Source organism: Chlamydia buteonis (genome assembly GCF_900634605.1).
Taxonomy (GTDB): domain Bacteria; phylum Chlamydiota; class Chlamydiia; order Chlamydiales; family Chlamydiaceae; genus Chlamydia; species Chlamydia buteonis.
The window spans coordinates 169,475-186,057 of the sequence record NZ_CAAAFM010000002.1 but is presented as its reverse complement, the minus strand read 5'-3'; the positions used below and the strand labels follow the sequence as shown (position 1 = coordinate 186,057).

The following is a 16,583-nucleotide window of genomic DNA, read 5'->3' as shown; positions in this document are numbered from 1 at the left end:
ATGCAAAATCAGTTTGAACAACTTTTGGAATCTCTAGGTACAAAATTAAACACATCTTTAGTTCCTGATAAAAACCATGCGTGTTTAATTCGCTTTAGTAATACTCAAGTTCCTGTACAACTCGAAGAAGATGGTACTTCCGGAGACATTGCCGTAGGCACAATCCTTGGGACTCTACCAGAAAATGTATTCCGCGAACGTATTTTTAAAGCTGCTCTTTCTGTAAATGCTTCCCCACAATCTAATATTAAAGGCATACTTGGTTATGGAGAGATTTCACAACAGCTTTACTTATCCGACGTTTTAAATATGAATTATCTAAATGGAGAGAAGCTCTTCCACTATTTAAACCTTTTTTCAATGCATGCAAAAATTTGGATAGCAGCTTTAGAAACAGGCAATCTTCCTGATCTACATGTCCTAGGCATGTATCATTTATAATGGTAGGTTGGTCTAAATATGTACGCTCGTATAATTTATGACGCCATTTTCTAAAGCTTTACGCTATATTCAAGACTCGCCAGCTAAGCATAGCTGGAAACCTTTAGGAACCATGCCCAAGCATGGAATTTGTGTTCCGTTATTTTCTCTACATACAAAAAATAGCTGCGGCATTGGTGAATTCTTAGACCTCCTTTCGCTGATTTCTTGGTGCCAAAAACATAAGTTACAGATCATACAGATTCTTCCTATTAACGATAGCGGTGAAGATAGTAGCCCTTACAACAGCATATCTTCAGTCGCTCTCAATCCTCTTTATCTTTCCTTAGCAAGCCTTCCCCATGCTCAGTCTATTCCCCATGCTCAGTCTAAGTTAAAGACAATGCAAGCACTATCTAAACTTCCTTATGTGCACTACCCACAAGTCAAAGTCGCAAAATGGGAATTTCTTCATGACTACTATCAGTACATAGTAAAAATTGGTGCGTTAAAAGATGAAGAGTTTTTGATCTTTTGTGAAAAAGAAAAACATTGGCTACGTCCCTATACGGTATTCCGTTCTATAAAATACTATCTCAAAGGAGCTCCAATAAATAACTGGGCAAAAGCCTATACGGATATGACAAACTTCTCAAAATTTGAGAAACAATTCCAAAAAGAGTGTGAGTTTTTCTCCTATCTCCAATTCCTATGCTTTCAGCAAATGTCTCAAGTAAAATCCTGTGCTGATGATCATCAGATTCTACTTAAAGGAGATCTTCCTATTCTCATTAGTAAGGATAGTTGTGATGTTTGGTACTATAGACAATTCTTTTCCTCATCAGGATCGGCAGGCGCTCCTCCCGATATTTACAATATCGAAGGACAAAATTGGCACCTCCCTGTTTATAATATGGACAATTTAGCCAAAGATAATTACACCTGGTGGAAAGCACGTCTCCGTTACGCCGAGAATTTCTACTCTCTATACAGGCTTGATCATATTGTAGGATTCTTTCGTCTATGGGTATGGGACTCTTCAGGCAATGGAAAGTTTCAACCAGAAGATTCTAATGAATATATTAGCCAAGGCACAGACATACTTAAACAAATACTACGCGCATCCCGCATGCTCCCTATAGGAGAAGATTTAGGAAGTGTTCCTGCTGATATAAAACAAACCTTGTTAAAACTAGGCATATGTGGCACACGCATTCCTCGATGGGAACGTAATTGGGAAGGTGATGGGAGTTTCATTCCCTTAGATCAATACTCCCCACTATCAGTAACCTCATTATCCACTCATGATTCGGATACACTTGCTCTTTGGTGGCGACATGCCCCAAAAGAAGCTCAAAAATTTGCAAAATTTTTGGGAATATTTTTTACTCCTGTCCTCTCAGAGGAAGATCAAAAACATATCCTAAAAGTCTCTCACAAAACATCATCCATTTTTCATATCAACTTAATTAACGATTACCTCGCACTTTGCCCTGATTTAGTATCTGACAACCTAAAATATGAACGCATAAATATACCGGGAACAATATCAAAAAATAATTGGGTATATAGAATCAAACCTTCCATGGAAGAAATAGTAGCTCATGATGCATTCAATGCGAATCTCTCTGATATATTTGCTGATCTTTAAACAACGAATCTTACTATTCTAAGTGAAATCAAGATTTTCTTATTAAGTTGCTATAATTAAAATTTTTTGAAGAAAAAATCTTTCGGATATATCAGAAAATGTCTAACATAGATTCTTTTCAATTATATATGTCTTATTCTTGCGATAACGACGAAGTTAATGTAGGGAAATCATGTCAAGAAAGTGTCCACTTACTGGGAAAAGACCTCGCCGTGGCAATAGCTACACCATCCGAGGTATTGCAAAAAAGAAAAAAGGAATCGGTCTGAAAGTTACAGGGAAAACTCCACGTCGTTTCTTCCCTAATATGGTTACCAAGAGACTTTGGTCTACCGAAGAAAACAAATTTCTTAAACTTAAGATCTCCGCTTCTGCCTTGCGCCTTATCGACAAGCTTGGCTTAGAAAAAGTAATAGCAAGAGCTAAAAACAAAGGTCTGTGATCTTTACAAATAAAGGGGAATAGCCATGTCTTCATTAAGACACTTTGTTTCCCTTTTACGTTCGCAGCATGATCTTATAGATATCTTTGCTCCTGTAGATCCTTATTTAGAGCTCCCTGAAATTCATCGTAGGGTTATTCAAAACCAAGGCCCAGCTCTTTTATTTCATAATGTCCAAGGGTCCTCTTTTCCCGTTCTTACGAACCTATTTGGAACCCAGAAACGTGTAGACCTAATCTTTTCCAAAGTTCCTAAAGATATAGTATCTCAAGTTATTCATTTGCTGTCTTCCCCGCCTAAGTTATCTCAATTATGGGAAAAACGTCGGCTGTTATTTCGTTGTTTATCTTTAGGCTTACGTAGGCCATGTTTCTCTAAGCTGCCTCATTATAAAATGTCTTCTGTTGATTTAGATCGATTGCCTATGCTTACAAGCTGGCCTGAAGATGGCGGAGCTTTTCTCACCCTTCCTCTAGTCTATACCGAGTCTCCTAGTTCCAAAGTACCGAATTTAGGTATGTATCGAATGCAAAGATTCGATAAAAATACTTTAGGTTTGCATTTCCAAATCCAAAAAGGCGGGGGGATGCATTTTTATGAAGCAGAGCTAAAAAAGGAAAATCTTCCAGTTACCGTATTTCTATCAGGCAATCCCTTTTTAATACTTTCTGCAATAGCACCCTTGCCAGAGAATGTCTCAGAATTACTCTTTTGTACGTTTTTACAAGGATCAAAATTACTCTATAAAAAGGATCCTGACACTAGCCACCCCCTACTTTACGACTCTGAGTTCATCTTAACCGGCGAGGGTATTTGTGGTGAACGCAAGCCCGAAGGTCCCTTCGGAGATCATTTCGGCTATTATAGCCTTCAACACGACTTTCCAATTTTTAAATGTAAAAAAATCTACCACAAAAAAAATGCTATTTATCCCGCGACAATTGTTGGTAAACCCTATCAAGAAGATTTCTATCTAGGAAATAAGATTCAGGAATACCTATCCCCACTATTTCCAATAGTCATGCCGGGAGTACGCCAATTAAAAAGCTATGGTGAAGCTGGATTTCATGCAATAACAGCTGCTATCGTTAAGGAGCGGTATTGGAAAGAATCCCTGACCACTGCTTTAAGGATTCTTGGAGAAGGACAGTTGTCCTTAACAAAATTCCTTATGGTCACAGACCACCATGTAGATCTTGAGAACTTCCCGAAATTCCTTGAAGTACTATTATCTCGCATGGTCCCTTCACGGGATTTGATTATCTTTTCAGAAACAGCGAACGATACTCTAGACTATACAGGACCTGAACTGAACAAAGGTTCTAAAGCAATTTTCATGGGAATAGGCGCAGAAATTCGTGATCTCCCACATAAATATCGTGGGACCTCTATTCCCCACATTACAGACATAGGAACTTTCTGTTCTGGATGTCTCGTTCTAGAAACTTCCTCAGAACAATTCTCCATAGATGAAATCCTGCATAACCAAAACTTACAATCCTGGCCCTTTGTTGTGCTTACAGAGAATCTACAAGAAATACTAGCAAGCCCTAAAAGCTTTTTATGGAAGACATTTACACGCGTAGCTCCTGCTACAGACCTTCACGTACGTTTCAATAAGATCACTAATCACAGACCAAACTACACTTTCCCGATCCTTCTAAACTCAATGATGAAATCCCACTATCCTAAAGAAGTTGAAGCTGATGAGAAAACTATGAAAAAAGTTTCCTACCGTTGGAGGGAATATTTTCCCTAAATATCTATCTAATTTATTTTTTCTAATTTTTATTAAATTTTCTTTAAAAATAGTGATTTTTTTTGATACAAATTTTATTAAAAAAATTTAAAAAAACAAACTAAATCTAATTATATCTATGCTAAAGAAAACAAAATTAAAATTAAAAATCGCTATAACTTTAGGAATAATTTTATTGTTTGGAGTCCTTACAAAATCTCAACCTCCTGATACTTTCCAAACATTTCTTGCTTTACGTGAACCTGTAATTTATTCAAAACAGTGTGGGGATAACTCTCTTAAAGTGATATGCGATGCTATTGATTCCGCAAAGGAAAGTTTATTTCTTCGTATTTATCGTCTTAGTGCTCCTGAAGTTATTAAAAGTCTTGCCAATCAAGCGAACTCTCAATGCAATGTTGCGATCCACTATGAAAAAATGGCAAAAGTTCAAGAGTTCCCAAAAAACCACAATGTCACCTTAGTGAACCACCCCAAAGAAGAAAGAAAACTTATGCATCAAAAAGCTCTAGCTATAGATGACAAACATGCCTGGTTAGGTTCAGCAAACTATACCCATGTATCGTTTCTTGAAGATAGTAATCTTATCATTGGGTTAAAGAGCAAAGAACTTTGTCAACATATTAAAAATGAGTCTTCAGGAGAGTGTGTTATTCAAGGACAGAAAGCTCAATATTTTTCCTTGCCCGGAGATCAAGGGAAAGCTTTATCCGCGGTATTGCAAACAATAAGAACCGCTAAAAAAACAATACGTATAGCAATGTTTGCTTTAACCTACCTCCCCATTTTTAATGAGCTTGACGAAGCGCAAAAACGTGGCGTGAAAGTGAAAATTTTAATTGATAAGGATTTTAAGAAATTATCAACAACACGACTACAGACGTTGAAAGACTCTAAATTAACATTGTATACAAAAACAACCCGGCATCGCCTACATCATAAGTTTGCTGTTATAGATCAAAATACCTTAATAACCGGGTCTGTGAACTGGTCAGAATCTGGGTTTTGCTCCAATTCAGAAGATATGCTGATTCTTAACAACCTTACAAAGAAACAAATCAATAAACTTAATAGAATTTGGAAAGATTTAGAAAAACAAAGTACCCTATCATATCCACCGATTAATAATAAGGAAACTAAGATAGTTAAACTACCTAAAGAAAAATGTGCGGCTTAACTATCCTCATCCTTACCCCAGAACAATAGAGAAGCCATATCCAATACACCTCTATTGCGAGCAATAACCCAAGCCTCTGCGGCATTAGCAATCGCTTGAGCTGCTGATGCCCCTATTTTTATCGGTTTTTTACTACCAGCTATGTCAAAAGACTTTTCACTAAGCTCTTCTTCCTTTTCTTCTAAACCTGCATTTTTCAATCTCTTAAAGTCTAAATCCACATTGCATAATTGAGATAATAGAACTTTTGCTTGTTTACGATTGAGTATTTTAAAGCGATGTTTTCTCTTTTTTTCCTCTTTTTCTTTATCAGCAATAGCTAACAAAGCCAAACGCATAGCTTCATTCTTAGCTATTTCATCGGAAATCTTCTGATTCAATGGTATATTGCTGTGTGGATCTTTCTGTGCTCCCTGAGGAGGAAATGCACCATAAGGATCAAAGGGTATTATGCGCATTTTAATCTCCCTAATCTATATCCGTAGGTTTGCCTTTTTCATCTCTATTGGAAAAACGCCTATTATCTTGATTCTGTCCTGAAAAACCTCCCCCCGATCCTCCTCCATCATCATGAACAGAAGCTGCTTCGGGTTTTCCTTGCACCCCAAGACGTGATGAAGAAGCAAAAGGTTGCGGTGCACGAAAAATTAGCGGCGGGTCTATAGCTACGTTACGATATTGATAAATTAAAGGATCCGGAGGTGCTCCAGGACCTTTTCGCTTTTCTACTTGGTGTTTATATTCAGATAAAGAACGCGGCAAAGGTGCTAATAAAGATATTCCCTGATGCGCAGGGAATAAATACGCAGAACTTATCGTATCATATCCCGTTAATTCTGCTGAAGCTTCATATTTTGGAGAGGAATTTTCTTCTGGAATAGGTAACAATACTGCATCGGTATTTGATAAAACAGAAAAACTCGCGGTTCCATCCTTACTCAAGTTTGGAATATAATCCTCGGGAAAGGGATTCCCAGGAAAACGGTAACGACTTTCACTATGATCAATTGATAATGAAGAAGCTTCTACAATATTTCTAGATCGATCTATGGAAGAAAAATCCATATGTTGTTGATTTTTAGAGATGCCCATAGGAACATGCTCAGATTTATTGTTATAACTCTGTGCAACTATTCCAGAAAATTTTGGAGGGGGAAAACTTGTGCTTCCATCAGACCAAGAGGTGCCAAAAGGCACATAAACAGAAGCAGGAACACCTGAAGAAAGTAGGCTTTCCATCATTTTTGCTAAGGCAAGCTGATCCTTTAAAAGATCTTCACGACTTTCTTTCTTCTCAGCTTCTTTAGCTGAAGTCTCTAAAATCCCCGATCCCTCTAAATCTAGATCTTCGACTCTTCCTGCATCACGACCTGAATCAATAATTTTGGTATTTTTTGAGCCTTCGCCCCTCATATCTGTACTCAAACTACGATTCTCCAGATCTGATAAATCAATAATCCCTTCATTACCAACCGAAGACGCCCTACGTAACAAAGACGAAGTCTCTATATTGGGATCTAATACAGTGCTGATCATCTCTCCACCCAAACGATTTATTGTCCAAGCGGTAATCGTAGATTCCGTTACTGATGTTCTAGCTGTATGAAATGCACCGAAAGAAACTACAGCAGAGGTTTCTGAAGCGCTAATATCATCTCTTGGAATCGAAAGTAAAGGTAATGATGTAGAGCGAAACGATTCTAGTGAAAGCATAGAAATGTCTGATGAAGAGTCACTTATTCCCGATGCATCAAGGTAAAACCCTTGCATCTCCGGTGAAATGCGATTCCCTTTCTTACTGACCATCTCCATATCACTAGGAAGCATAGATCTCCCCTCTCCACCCGCTTCTGCTCTACGAGCAGAAACTCTAGAAGCTCTCGTACCAAAACCAGAAAGAAAACCTTGAACACTCGCACGAACTTTAGAAAAAGCACCCCGTAATTTTGACTTAGGGGAGGATGAAGCCTGTTCTTGGGCTTTTCGATACTTTCCCTTATTGATCTGCAACTCTGTTTCATAATTTGCACTAGCCCCAGATTGGATCATAGCCTCCTGCTTCTTAACAGAGGCTTCCTTAGTTTCGGAAAACACAGATTCTTTGGGTCCCGATAACGACTCAGGCTGTTTCCCCATAATAGCAGGATCCCATTTATCAGGGCCCGGAGGAGAAATACTGCTGTTTCCAGAAATTGCCATAATTTATTCTCAGAATTTAAAAAAAACACCCATTAGTTATGCTTTAATTTTAAAATAAAAAATAATTAATTCAAAAAAAAGAACTTAGGGAGAAATTAAAAGAAAAAAAAACGCAAGGTGTCACCACCTTGCGAAAAAACCTAAAGAATAAGGAAGAGGGAAAAGAGCGGGTAGATGCAAGAAAGTGCATCGCTAGCGTTCCAGGAAGGTAGTAATACCAAACTGTCTAGCAATATTAAGATTGTGGAGATCTTAATATTGCTACAGCTTCTGGAGCGCACAAATTAGCCCAGGCCACCCTGTCCTTAATCACGGGTTTGTCCCGTTCTGCAAGTTTTTATTAGCTTTTGATATCCAGTCTTATAGTTTTATTGAATACCTTACGAAATTATTAATATCAGTAAAAACGAAACCATCCTGATAGTTAAAAATTAAAACATGATTAGAATCATGAGATTGCTTATCTAATAGGGAACGCACTAAAGTATCATACTCCTCTGCACGATGACGAAGCTGCTCTTGATCTTTGGAAATAAGGAACTTGGATTTCTTTTCTTTCAATTTTTTAGGTCTATTCAGAAGCTTCTCTGTCTTTTTCTGAATCACTCGAGACAAATCTCTTCGGTTTCTTTTCTTCTTTGTCCCACTCATAGAAATAATAATTTTCTAATCTTACTTATAAATTAATTTTATTTAGAAAAAATTTATTAAACAAATAAATTAAATTGAAATTAACGAAAGATATTAATTAATAAGACGTTCGCAAAACAAATAAGAATAATAAAGAAAATTTTAAGAAAGTAAGAGCCAACAATTTCGAATCTTGTTATGAATGTTAGTAACCCACTCTATATCGACTTATGGACCGGTTAATATCTCTTCAGTGTTTACTCCTCTCTATATTGAGTTTTTTTATATGTCCTCAATACACCCCTCACTTATGCCCTATTTTCTTTGCGCCCTATCTTGTAGCGAATTTCTATAGACTATCGAAAGAAAGGGTCTTAATCCACGCATTGATTATCGGTCTGTTTTGCGACATAGGTTCCTCTTATCTATTTGGAATTCATGCATTTTTATATGTTATTACCTCCTCTCTTCTTCATAAAATGCATACGATCTTCCTGAAAGATAGGTGGTTATCGATACCGATTATTAATTCTATGTTCGCTTTGACATTCTCTTGCTTTTCCTATCCGACACTCGCCTTCTTTAACTATAAAATTCTTTGGAACTTCTCCACTCTTCTATTAGATGTGAAATATGCCTTCACTATAGATTTCCTCTATAGCGGAATAATTTACCTACTACCATGTACAATAACTCAAGGAATCCTTAAGATGAGAGGCTTCTTAAGGAGTCGCTCATGTTATTAAAAGGTACACCCGTTGCCGAGCGGGTCTTAGAAAAAATCAAACAAGAAATCTCCAATAGTTCGACCCCACCAGGCCTCGCTGTAGTACTGATAGGTAATGATCCAGCATCTGAGGTTTACGTCGGAATGAAAGTGAAAAAGGCTACAGATTTAGGCATGGTGTCTAAAGCACATAGATTGCCTTCTGATGCCACCTTAACCGATATTCTTAAACTTATTGAAAGACTAAACAATGATCCTACGATTCATGGTATCTTAGTACAGATACCCTTACCTAAACATTTAGATAGTAATGCCATTATTCAAGCAATTTCTCCGGAGAAAGACGTAGATGGCCTTCATCCTATAAATATGGGAAAACTCCTACTAGGACAGCTTGGAGGATTCGCTCCTTGTACCCCTGCAGGAATTATTGAGCTGCTCCACTATTATGAAATTCCTCTTCTTGGGCGTCATGTTGCCGTTGTTGGGAGAAGCAATATTGTGGGTAAGCCGCTTGCTGCTATGTTAATGCAAAAACATCCTTCGACTAATGCCACGGTAACTTTACTTCATAGCCAATCGCAAAACCTTACAGAAATTTTAAAAACAGCAGATATCGTCATTGCTGCTGTCGGCGTTCCCCTATTCATTAAAGAAAGTATGGTCTCTTCAAATACTGTTATTATTGATGTCGGGACATCACGAGTCACAGCAAATAATGATAGAGGTTATACACTAGTTGGAGATGTCGATTTTAATAATGTGGTCACAAAATGCAAGGCAATCTCTCCTGTCCCCGGAGGCGTGGGACCAATGACTGTTGCTATGCTAATGAAAAACACATGGGAAAGTTATCAAAAATTCTCCTCATAGTTCTTTTATCTTACGTCTTTCAAGGATGTTCGCCACCTCTCACCTCTTTTGAAGGGGAGAGAATGACCATGCCTTACCGTATTATTGTAGGACAACACTTAACACGCCAAGAGACTGCTGAATTAAAAAATGAAATCGATGCAGTCTTTAAAGTAATTGATACTGTCTATAATAACTGGAATAGCGAGTCAGAACTTTCTAAAATCAACCGGTCTCCTGCCGGCGTAGCAATTCCCCTGTCTAACGAATTGTTCGTATTCTTAAAAGAAATAGATAGATTTTACCACATATCCGGAGGAAGATTTGATCCCACCCTTGGACCGCTAAAAAATCTATGGTTGCTTCATCTTAAACAACACTCTCTTCCTAACGAACAAACTTGGAAATCCTACTACAAAAATGTCGGTTGGAAACACATTACTTTAGACTTAACCAACAAAACCATCACCAAAAAACATCCCAATGTACAACTAGATCTTTGCGGCGCTGTAAAAGGTTTTGCCGTTGATTGTCTACTAGAAATCTGTCTACGTTTTTGTAATAATAACTATGTAGAATGGGGAGGGGAAATCAAAATTTCTGGCAACCACCCAACCGGACGACCTTGGCGTATAGCGTCTTCAGCAACCCCACAAATCATAGAAATCAATAATGCAGCTGTAGCCACAAGCGGAAACTACTACCAGCAATGGTCTGTAAATGGTAAAATTTATACACATATTCTAGATCCTCATACAGGGAAGCCCCTAGAACTACATGACTACCCCATAATATCGGCTACTGTTATTCATCCTAGTTGTGCTTATGCTGATGCCATGGCCACAGTACTGATGACATTTGCAACAAAAAAAGAAGCTTTAGCTTGGGCAGAAGAAAATAATATCCAAGCCTTTGTTAACGATAACGCTTCATAGCGGCTTCTATTTCTCTTTGTTTCTCTCTTCCTATGATTGTTTGTCGCTTATCATGAGATTTTTTACCACGGCAACAACCTAAACGAACTTTTACGTAACCACGAGAAAGAAACATCCCAAGAGGAATAATTGTTACCCCTTTTTGAGCGACCTTAACTTCTAATTTGTGAATCTCGTATCTATGAAGAAGAAGCTTACGCTTTCTTCGTTCTTCATGATTATAGATATTCCCAAAACGGTATGGAGCGATGCTGGCATTCAATAACCACGCCTCACCTTTAGAGATAGCCACATAGGCATCACCAAGATTTCCACCGTGATCACGCAACGACTTTATTTCCGTTCCGGTAAGAACAATCCCAGCTTGTAAAGATTCCAAAACCTCGTAATTATGGAAGGCTTTGCGGTTAGAAACAATTTCCTTACTGGCCATAATTTTACCATTACCCAACCTAGACAGTTGGAGGAAAGTATAACAAAAAAAACAATTTTCTTTCTTGAACTTAACAAGTCCCTATCCTAGAAAATTCCTAGCAAATATCTAGAAGACCATAAAATCACTTTATAGTAATATCCTGCTTTATCCCAGGAAGATCTCTCAATAAGATCCTGAGGGTCCCCTATCCTCTGGGGGCTAGATTGGATTTAATGACTTACAGTTGTAGGAAAATATGAAGTTCGTCGTATCCCGAAATGAGTTAGGAAATCTTATAAAAAAAATCCAAAGTGTTGTTCCTCAAAACACTCCTATCCCTGTGCTCACCCACGTGCTTATTGAAACATGCAATGACGAGCTTGTTTTCACCGCGACAGATCTTACAGTAAGCACTCGTTGTGTTGCTCAAGCAAAAGTTTATGAGTCTGGGGCTATCTCTATTCCTTCTAAAAGATTTTTCCAATTAGTGAAGGAGTTAACAGAGGCTAATCTCGAGATCTCGGCAACCACCGGAGAAATGGCAAAAATTACCTCGGGTTCTTCGTGTTTCCGTTTACTTAGTATGGGGAAAGAGGACTTTCCTATGCTTCCCGACATCCAAAATTCCGTAAGATTTACTCTCCCTGCAGAACAGCTAAAAGAAATGTTACAACGCACATCGTTTGCTGTTTCTCGAGAAGAAAGCCGTTATGTTCTTACAGGGGTTTTATTAACTATTGCGAACGGTACCGCTACTGTAGTTGGCACTGATGGGAAACGTCTAGCAAAAACTGACATCGAAGTCTCTTTAGATAAAAGCTTTACTGGTGATTATATTATCCCTATTAAAGCTGTTGAAGAAATCATTAAGCTCTGTTCTGAAGACTCTGAAGCTTCTATTTTCTTAGACCAGGCAAAAATTGCTGTCGAGTGCGGCAATACATTGCTAATTACTAAATTACTTGCTGGAGAGTTTCCCGACTTCTCTCCTGTTATTTCCACAGAAAGTAGTGTTTTACTAGATCTTCACAGAGAAGAGCTTATCACTCTATTAAAACAAGTAGCTCTATTTACTAACGAATCCTCACACTCTGTGAAATTCACTTTTACTCCTGGAGAACTCACCCTAACAGCAAACTGTACAAAAGTGGGCGAGGGCAAAGTTAGCATGGCAGTAAACTATTCTGGAGAATTATTAGAAATCGCGTTCAATCCTTTCTTCTTCCTTGATATTTTGAAACATAGTAAGGATGAGTTAGTTCGACTAGGTATTTCTGACTCTTATAATCCTGGAATTATTACAGATTCTACACGTAGCCTATTTGTTATTATGCCTATGAGATTGCATGATGATTAATGAATATTCTTTCCTTACGCCTTAAGAACTTTAGAAACTATAAAGAAGCTGAGGTTTCTTTATCCCCAAATGTGAATTATATTTTTGGAGAAAATGCTCAGGGAAAGACTAATCTTATTGAAGCTCTCTATGTATTATCTCTAGGTAGATCATTCCGCACTTCTCATCTTACAGAAGCCATTTTTTTTGGCTCTTCGTATTTCTTTTTAGAAATGACCTTCGAGAAAGATGGCGTTCCCCACACGCTTTCTACCTATGTAGACAAACACGGGAAAAAAATCCTTTGCGATCAATCTCCTATAAAAACCCTATCACAATTGATAGGCATGATACCTATAGTCCTATTTTCCTCAAAAGATCGTTGCTTAATTGCTGGAGCTCCTTCAGATCGGAGATTATTTCTTAACTTACTTTTATCGCAGTGTGATCCACAATATAAACACTCATTGTCCTATTATCACCGAGCTCTATTACAAAGAAATACCCTACTTAAAACTAAGCAAACCTCTACATTATCAGTTTGGGATGAGCAACTTGCCACTCTAGGATCTTATCTATGCCTTAGTCGATATACTTGCTGCACACAACTAAATCAATTCATTCAAAAACTATGGAATAATTCTCTATCAGAACGTTTACTTATAAAATTTAAAAGCTCTTTAATTAAACAATGTAAGATTTCTCAAGAAGCTGTTAAAAATGAACTCCATAAACAACTAACAGCTTCTTTATATCGTGATTTAGAATTAGGCAATACTTCAGTAGGCCCTCATCGTGAAGACTTTACTTTAATGATTAATGATCTTCCTGTAGCACAATTTTCTAGTGAAGGACAAAAACATAGTCTACTTGCTGTTCTTAAACTTGCAGAATCTCTATATATAAAAAGCATACACAACGTATATCCCTTATTCTGTATGGATGATATTCATGCAGGATTGGATAATCAGAGAATCTCTCAGTTATTAGGATTAACATCCTCTCTCGGGCAAACCCTAATAACCTCAACAACCCTCCCTCATCAAACATTATCTGAAACTAATAGGATATTTTCAGTTAATCAAGCACAAATATCTATTCATTCGCACGCAATTATTAAACAGTGATTTTTTTATTAACTAATAATTAATGTCTTGATCATTTTTTAAAAAACTTAATTAAACACGCTGGTTTTTAATAAAAAACTTATTAAAATGATTATATCGGTGTGCAAATGAATAAATTATTATTAATTTTACTATTTTTAATATCTGGAACGTCTATTTTAGCGGATACCTCTATAATTCAAACACTTCCTTCAGGAATTGGTGGAATAAGAGAAACATCTCAACAAAAAGAATCCGTAATCTGCGTTCACGCATTTTTAAGATCTTACAGGTCATTAAAACCTATTGGTAATGTCTTAGAAAAAGAGAATTACGACGTATTCATCTGGAACTATGAAACTCGAAAATTTACACTAGAAAAACATGCCGATCATCTGGTTAAACTAATTAAAAAGATTGCAGAACTCAAGCCAGGAGTCCCTATTAACTTTGTAACACATTCTATAGGAGGCGTTATTGTTCGAGTAGCCCTGGCAAAACCAGATTGCCCTCAAGAAGCAAAGTGTGGAAAAGCTATACTGATGGCCCCTCCAAATGCCGGGTCGACATTAGCAAGACGTTACAGATCCTTAGCAATTGTACAGTTCATTTTTGGAGGTAAATTAGGTAGGCAGTTACTCACCTACTGTCCAAGAAAAATGCTTGATGTGGGTAAGCTCCCTTCAACTGTAGAGGTTCTTGTACTTAGTGGGAATAAACGCAGTAAGTTTCTTCCTTTCCGTTTAGAATGCGAAAATGACGGAAAAGTGTGCACTGTTGAGACTCGCTTAGACACTCCACATAAAGGCTATGTAATTAACACCAATCACACCTATATCATCACAAATAAGAAATCTATTTTCCTAATGAGAGAATTTCTAAAATACGGAAGCAAAACTGCAGCTATAGAACAAGTTCCAGAGGAAATAGAACTCCAGGTAAAGGAAGATAAACAAAAAAGCTCTAGGTTGAATACAAGCAAAAACAAAGATATTTATGTTATCCATTGTTTTGGCTCTCATCCTTATAACCTTTATGGATTTCCAAAAAGCTGGAAACCTAACTCACTGCAAAAAAGCGAAACAAATCCTGAAACGTTAGAAAAATAAAGAAGGCTATTAATAATAAAGAAAATGGAATTAACATCCTCTCAATAAGTTTCATACTCAAACGCCGTCTTGTGATCATTTCCCATAGGCAAAGTACAATATAGCCTCCATCTAATACAGGAATTGGAAGAAGATTCAAAACAGCTAGGTTGATACTTACTAGACCTATCCAAAACAAAGCTTCTGAAATTCCTAACGACCACCCCTTATGTAACATATGAACAATCCCTACAGGTCCTGATAACCATTGAGGATTCAGTCGGCCTACAACTAATGCTTTCATAGTACGCAAACTATCCTTAGAAATATCCACAATTAAGACATCTGGCCTAGGATTATACTTCACAGTCATATCCTTTAAAGGAATCCCTAAAGATAACCTTTGTTTTTCCATTTCTATTCTATCGAGATAGTAACGCTGTTGATCTTGATTCTTGAATCTCTTCGCCATTTCACGACGCTTATTCAAAAGATCATCGGAATAAATGCTAACCCAAGGCTTAGGCTGAACTGGAGGTAATAACCGATATTGTCCCGATTCACGTACTTCTTGAGCGCTTCCTATAGAATTAATAATCGCTAATAAATCCTGAGCATTGTAGGAATGAATAAACCGCTTATCCGCAAGGGAAGAATCCACATCCTCTAATTGCTCAGGAGTCATTTTCTGAACAATAATAGATACCTTATGATTCTGAACTAAACGTAAAATATCTGTGCTTCCACTAACGGGAGTACCATCTATAGCAAGAATACGATCTCCCAATTCCAGTTTTTCTTTCATAGAAGGAAATGGAGATTCTGGGTCGATGGGTTGTAATTCCCCTTCCACATAGCCGTAGCTATTAATCACATATGGTAAAGTATATAAAGAAGACCATTTACCCTTAATCCCAGCTTCATACTGATTATCGATAAGTTCATTCCTTACATAAGGAGAAAGGTACAGTGTACTGACTAATATTCTAGGAATACGTACTGAAAATTCCTTATTGTGACGAGAAACCTTAACAAAAGCATAAGCCTCATTTAGCATCTGTGAAACTTGCATTGGGGAAAACAATATTTCCCCATCCATCCATACTAAGCGATCACCTGGAAGCATATTCGCCGAATATAGAGGAGATTCCTTTGAAATAGGCTCCTGATGACGGTATAAAAGATAGCTAGCTCCTGCTAAAGGAATACCATTTTTATTAACATCGAATTCTGTATTGAAAGCAAAATCATGAAAAGTTTCCGAAAGATATCCAGGGTGCACTCCCGTAAATGACAAATGCCCGTCTAATAAAGCTGAAGTAATAGCATCTTTATCTGAGTAATAAGGCTTACCATTACACGTAAGAATCTCATCACCAAGAGCCAAACCTTTCTCTTTTAAAATAGGATTTACCCAACCAACAATACGAGAATACTCTGAGTATGCTTTATTTCTCCCTCCAGAAATATATAAGGCACCAAAAGCTACAAAAGCTAATAAAACATTAGCTATAGGACCAGCAGCAAGGACGAAGATTCTTTTCCATGGAGACTTACTGAAAAAACCCTGAGGTATGTCATAAACCAAGTCAGGGTCTACATCCACACCTTTTTCTCTTTTGTCCATGCCTTTGATTCGGACATATCCCCCAAATGGGAAAATACCTATACGATACTCTATATTGCCAATCTTCTTTTTATATAAAGTTGGACCAAAACCAATACTAAAACTCTCCACAGCCATGCCTACAGACTTGGCTGCCAGTAAATGACCTAATTCATGAACCAATACTAAAACCCCCAAAGCAAGGGCTGCAAGAATGAAATATATTATTGTCATATACGT

General features: G+C 37.4%; 16 protein-coding genes. 11 read left to right on the top strand and 5 right to left on the bottom strand.

What is annotated here, in order from left to right; genetic code table 11:
• The 5 genes from E1N70_RS04290 (at position 1) to E1N70_RS04270 (ending at position 5,449) form a co-directional block, all read left to right on the top strand.
• On the top strand, positions 1–441 hold the full coding sequence (locus E1N70_RS04290) for a CesT family type III secretion system chaperone (RefSeq protein ID WP_131744310.1): 441 nt from the start codon (positions 1–3) through the stop codon (positions 439–441).
• A 37-nt stretch (positions 442–478) separates the two neighbouring features.
• Complete coding sequence (locus E1N70_RS04285; protein WP_131744309.1) at positions 479–2,071, top strand: 4-alpha-glucanotransferase; 1,593 nt, start codon at positions 479–481, stop codon at positions 2,069–2,071.
• Positions 2,072–2,243: 172 nt separating this feature from the next.
• Entirely contained in the window at positions 2,244–2,513 is a 270-nt protein-coding gene (gene rpmB / locus E1N70_RS04280) for a 50S ribosomal protein L28 (RefSeq protein WP_014946633.1), read from the top strand.
• A gap of 25 nt (positions 2,514–2,538) precedes the next feature.
• Positions 2,539–4,272, top strand: a complete 1,734-nt coding sequence (locus E1N70_RS04275; protein WP_131744308.1) for a menaquinone biosynthesis decarboxylase — start codon at positions 2,539–2,541, stop codon at positions 4,270–4,272.
• Positions 4,273–4,390: 118 nt separating this feature from the next.
• Positions 4,391–5,449, top strand: a complete 1,059-nt coding sequence (locus tag E1N70_RS04270) for a phospholipase D-like domain-containing protein (RefSeq protein ID WP_131744307.1) — start codon at positions 4,391–4,393, stop codon at positions 5,447–5,449.
• On the opposite strand, the gene E1N70_RS04265 is transcribed toward E1N70_RS04270, so the two are convergent.
• The 3 genes from E1N70_RS04265 to ltuB form a co-directional block, all read right to left on the bottom strand.
• On the bottom strand, positions 5,446–5,907 hold the full coding sequence (locus E1N70_RS04265; RefSeq protein ID WP_131744306.1) for a hypothetical protein: 462 nt from the start codon (positions 5,905–5,907) through the stop codon (positions 5,446–5,448). The two genes, E1N70_RS04270 and E1N70_RS04265, sit on opposite strands and share 4 nt — an antisense overlap.
• Before the next feature lie 10 nt (positions 5,908–5,917).
• Positions 5,918–7,648 carry a hypothetical protein gene (locus E1N70_RS04260; RefSeq protein WP_131744305.1) on the bottom strand — a complete coding sequence of 577 codons (1,731 nt, stop codon included), beginning with the start codon at positions 7,646–7,648 and terminating at the stop codon, positions 5,918–5,920.
• Between the two features lie 360 nt (positions 7,649–8,008).
• On the bottom strand, positions 8,009–8,299 hold the full coding sequence (gene ltuB / locus E1N70_RS04255) for a late transcription unit protein LtuB (protein ID WP_131744304.1): 291 nt from the start codon (positions 8,297–8,299) through the stop codon (positions 8,009–8,011).
• A 209-nt stretch (positions 8,300–8,508) separates the two neighbouring features.
• On the opposite strand from ltuB, the gene mreD reads away from it, so the two are divergent.
• Genes mreD through E1N70_RS04240 form a run of 3 tightly spaced genes read left to right on the top strand, consistent with a single transcriptional unit; the run spans position 8,509 to position 10,792 of the window.
• Positions 8,509–9,024, top strand: coding sequence for a rod shape-determining protein MreD (gene mreD / locus E1N70_RS04250; RefSeq protein WP_131744303.1), 516 nt, complete (start codon positions 8,509–8,511; stop codon positions 9,022–9,024).
• On the top strand, positions 9,015–9,878 hold the full coding sequence (gene folD / locus E1N70_RS04245) for a bifunctional methylenetetrahydrofolate dehydrogenase/methenyltetrahydrofolate cyclohydrolase FolD (protein ID WP_131744302.1): 864 nt from the start codon (positions 9,015–9,017) through the stop codon (positions 9,876–9,878). The genes mreD and folD overlap by 10 nt, the downstream gene beginning before the upstream one ends.
• On the top strand, positions 9,848–10,792 hold the full coding sequence (locus E1N70_RS04240) for an FAD:protein FMN transferase (protein WP_131744301.1): 945 nt from the start codon (positions 9,848–9,850) through the stop codon (positions 10,790–10,792). The genes folD and E1N70_RS04240 overlap by 31 nt, the downstream gene beginning before the upstream one ends.
• Here the strand turns inward: E1N70_RS04240 and smpB are convergent.
• Positions 10,773–11,225 (bottom strand): SsrA-binding protein SmpB, encoded by a 453-nt coding sequence (smpB, locus tag E1N70_RS04235; protein ID WP_131744300.1) that lies wholly within the window; start codon positions 11,223–11,225, stop codon positions 10,773–10,775. The two genes, E1N70_RS04240 and smpB, sit on opposite strands and share 20 nt — an antisense overlap.
• A 238-nt stretch (positions 11,226–11,463) precedes the next feature.
• Here smpB and dnaN point away from each other — a divergent pair, with 238 nt between their 5' ends.
• From dnaN to E1N70_RS04220, 3 genes are all read left to right on the top strand, one after another.
• Positions 11,464–12,564, top strand: a complete 1,101-nt coding sequence (gene dnaN, locus E1N70_RS04230; RefSeq protein ID WP_131744299.1) for a DNA polymerase III subunit beta — start codon at positions 11,464–11,466, stop codon at positions 12,562–12,564.
• Positions 12,564–13,670 carry a DNA replication/repair protein RecF gene (recF, locus tag E1N70_RS04225; protein WP_131744298.1) on the top strand — a complete coding sequence of 369 codons (1,107 nt, stop codon included), beginning with the start codon at positions 12,564–12,566 and terminating at the stop codon, positions 13,668–13,670. The genes dnaN and recF overlap by 1 nt, the downstream gene beginning before the upstream one ends.
• 107 nt (positions 13,671–13,777) lie before the next feature.
• Positions 13,778–14,758: an esterase/lipase family protein gene (locus E1N70_RS04220; RefSeq protein ID WP_131744297.1), complete on the top strand. Its 981-nt coding sequence runs from the start codon at positions 13,778–13,780 to the stop codon at positions 14,756–14,758.
• Here E1N70_RS04220 and E1N70_RS04215 read toward each other — a convergent pair.
• Positions 14,709–16,577, bottom strand: coding sequence for a site-2 protease family protein (locus E1N70_RS04215; RefSeq protein ID WP_131744296.1), 1,869 nt, complete (start codon positions 16,575–16,577; stop codon positions 14,709–14,711). The genes E1N70_RS04220 and E1N70_RS04215 overlap by 50 nt on opposite strands.
• Positions 16,578–16,583 lie beyond the last annotated feature (6 nt).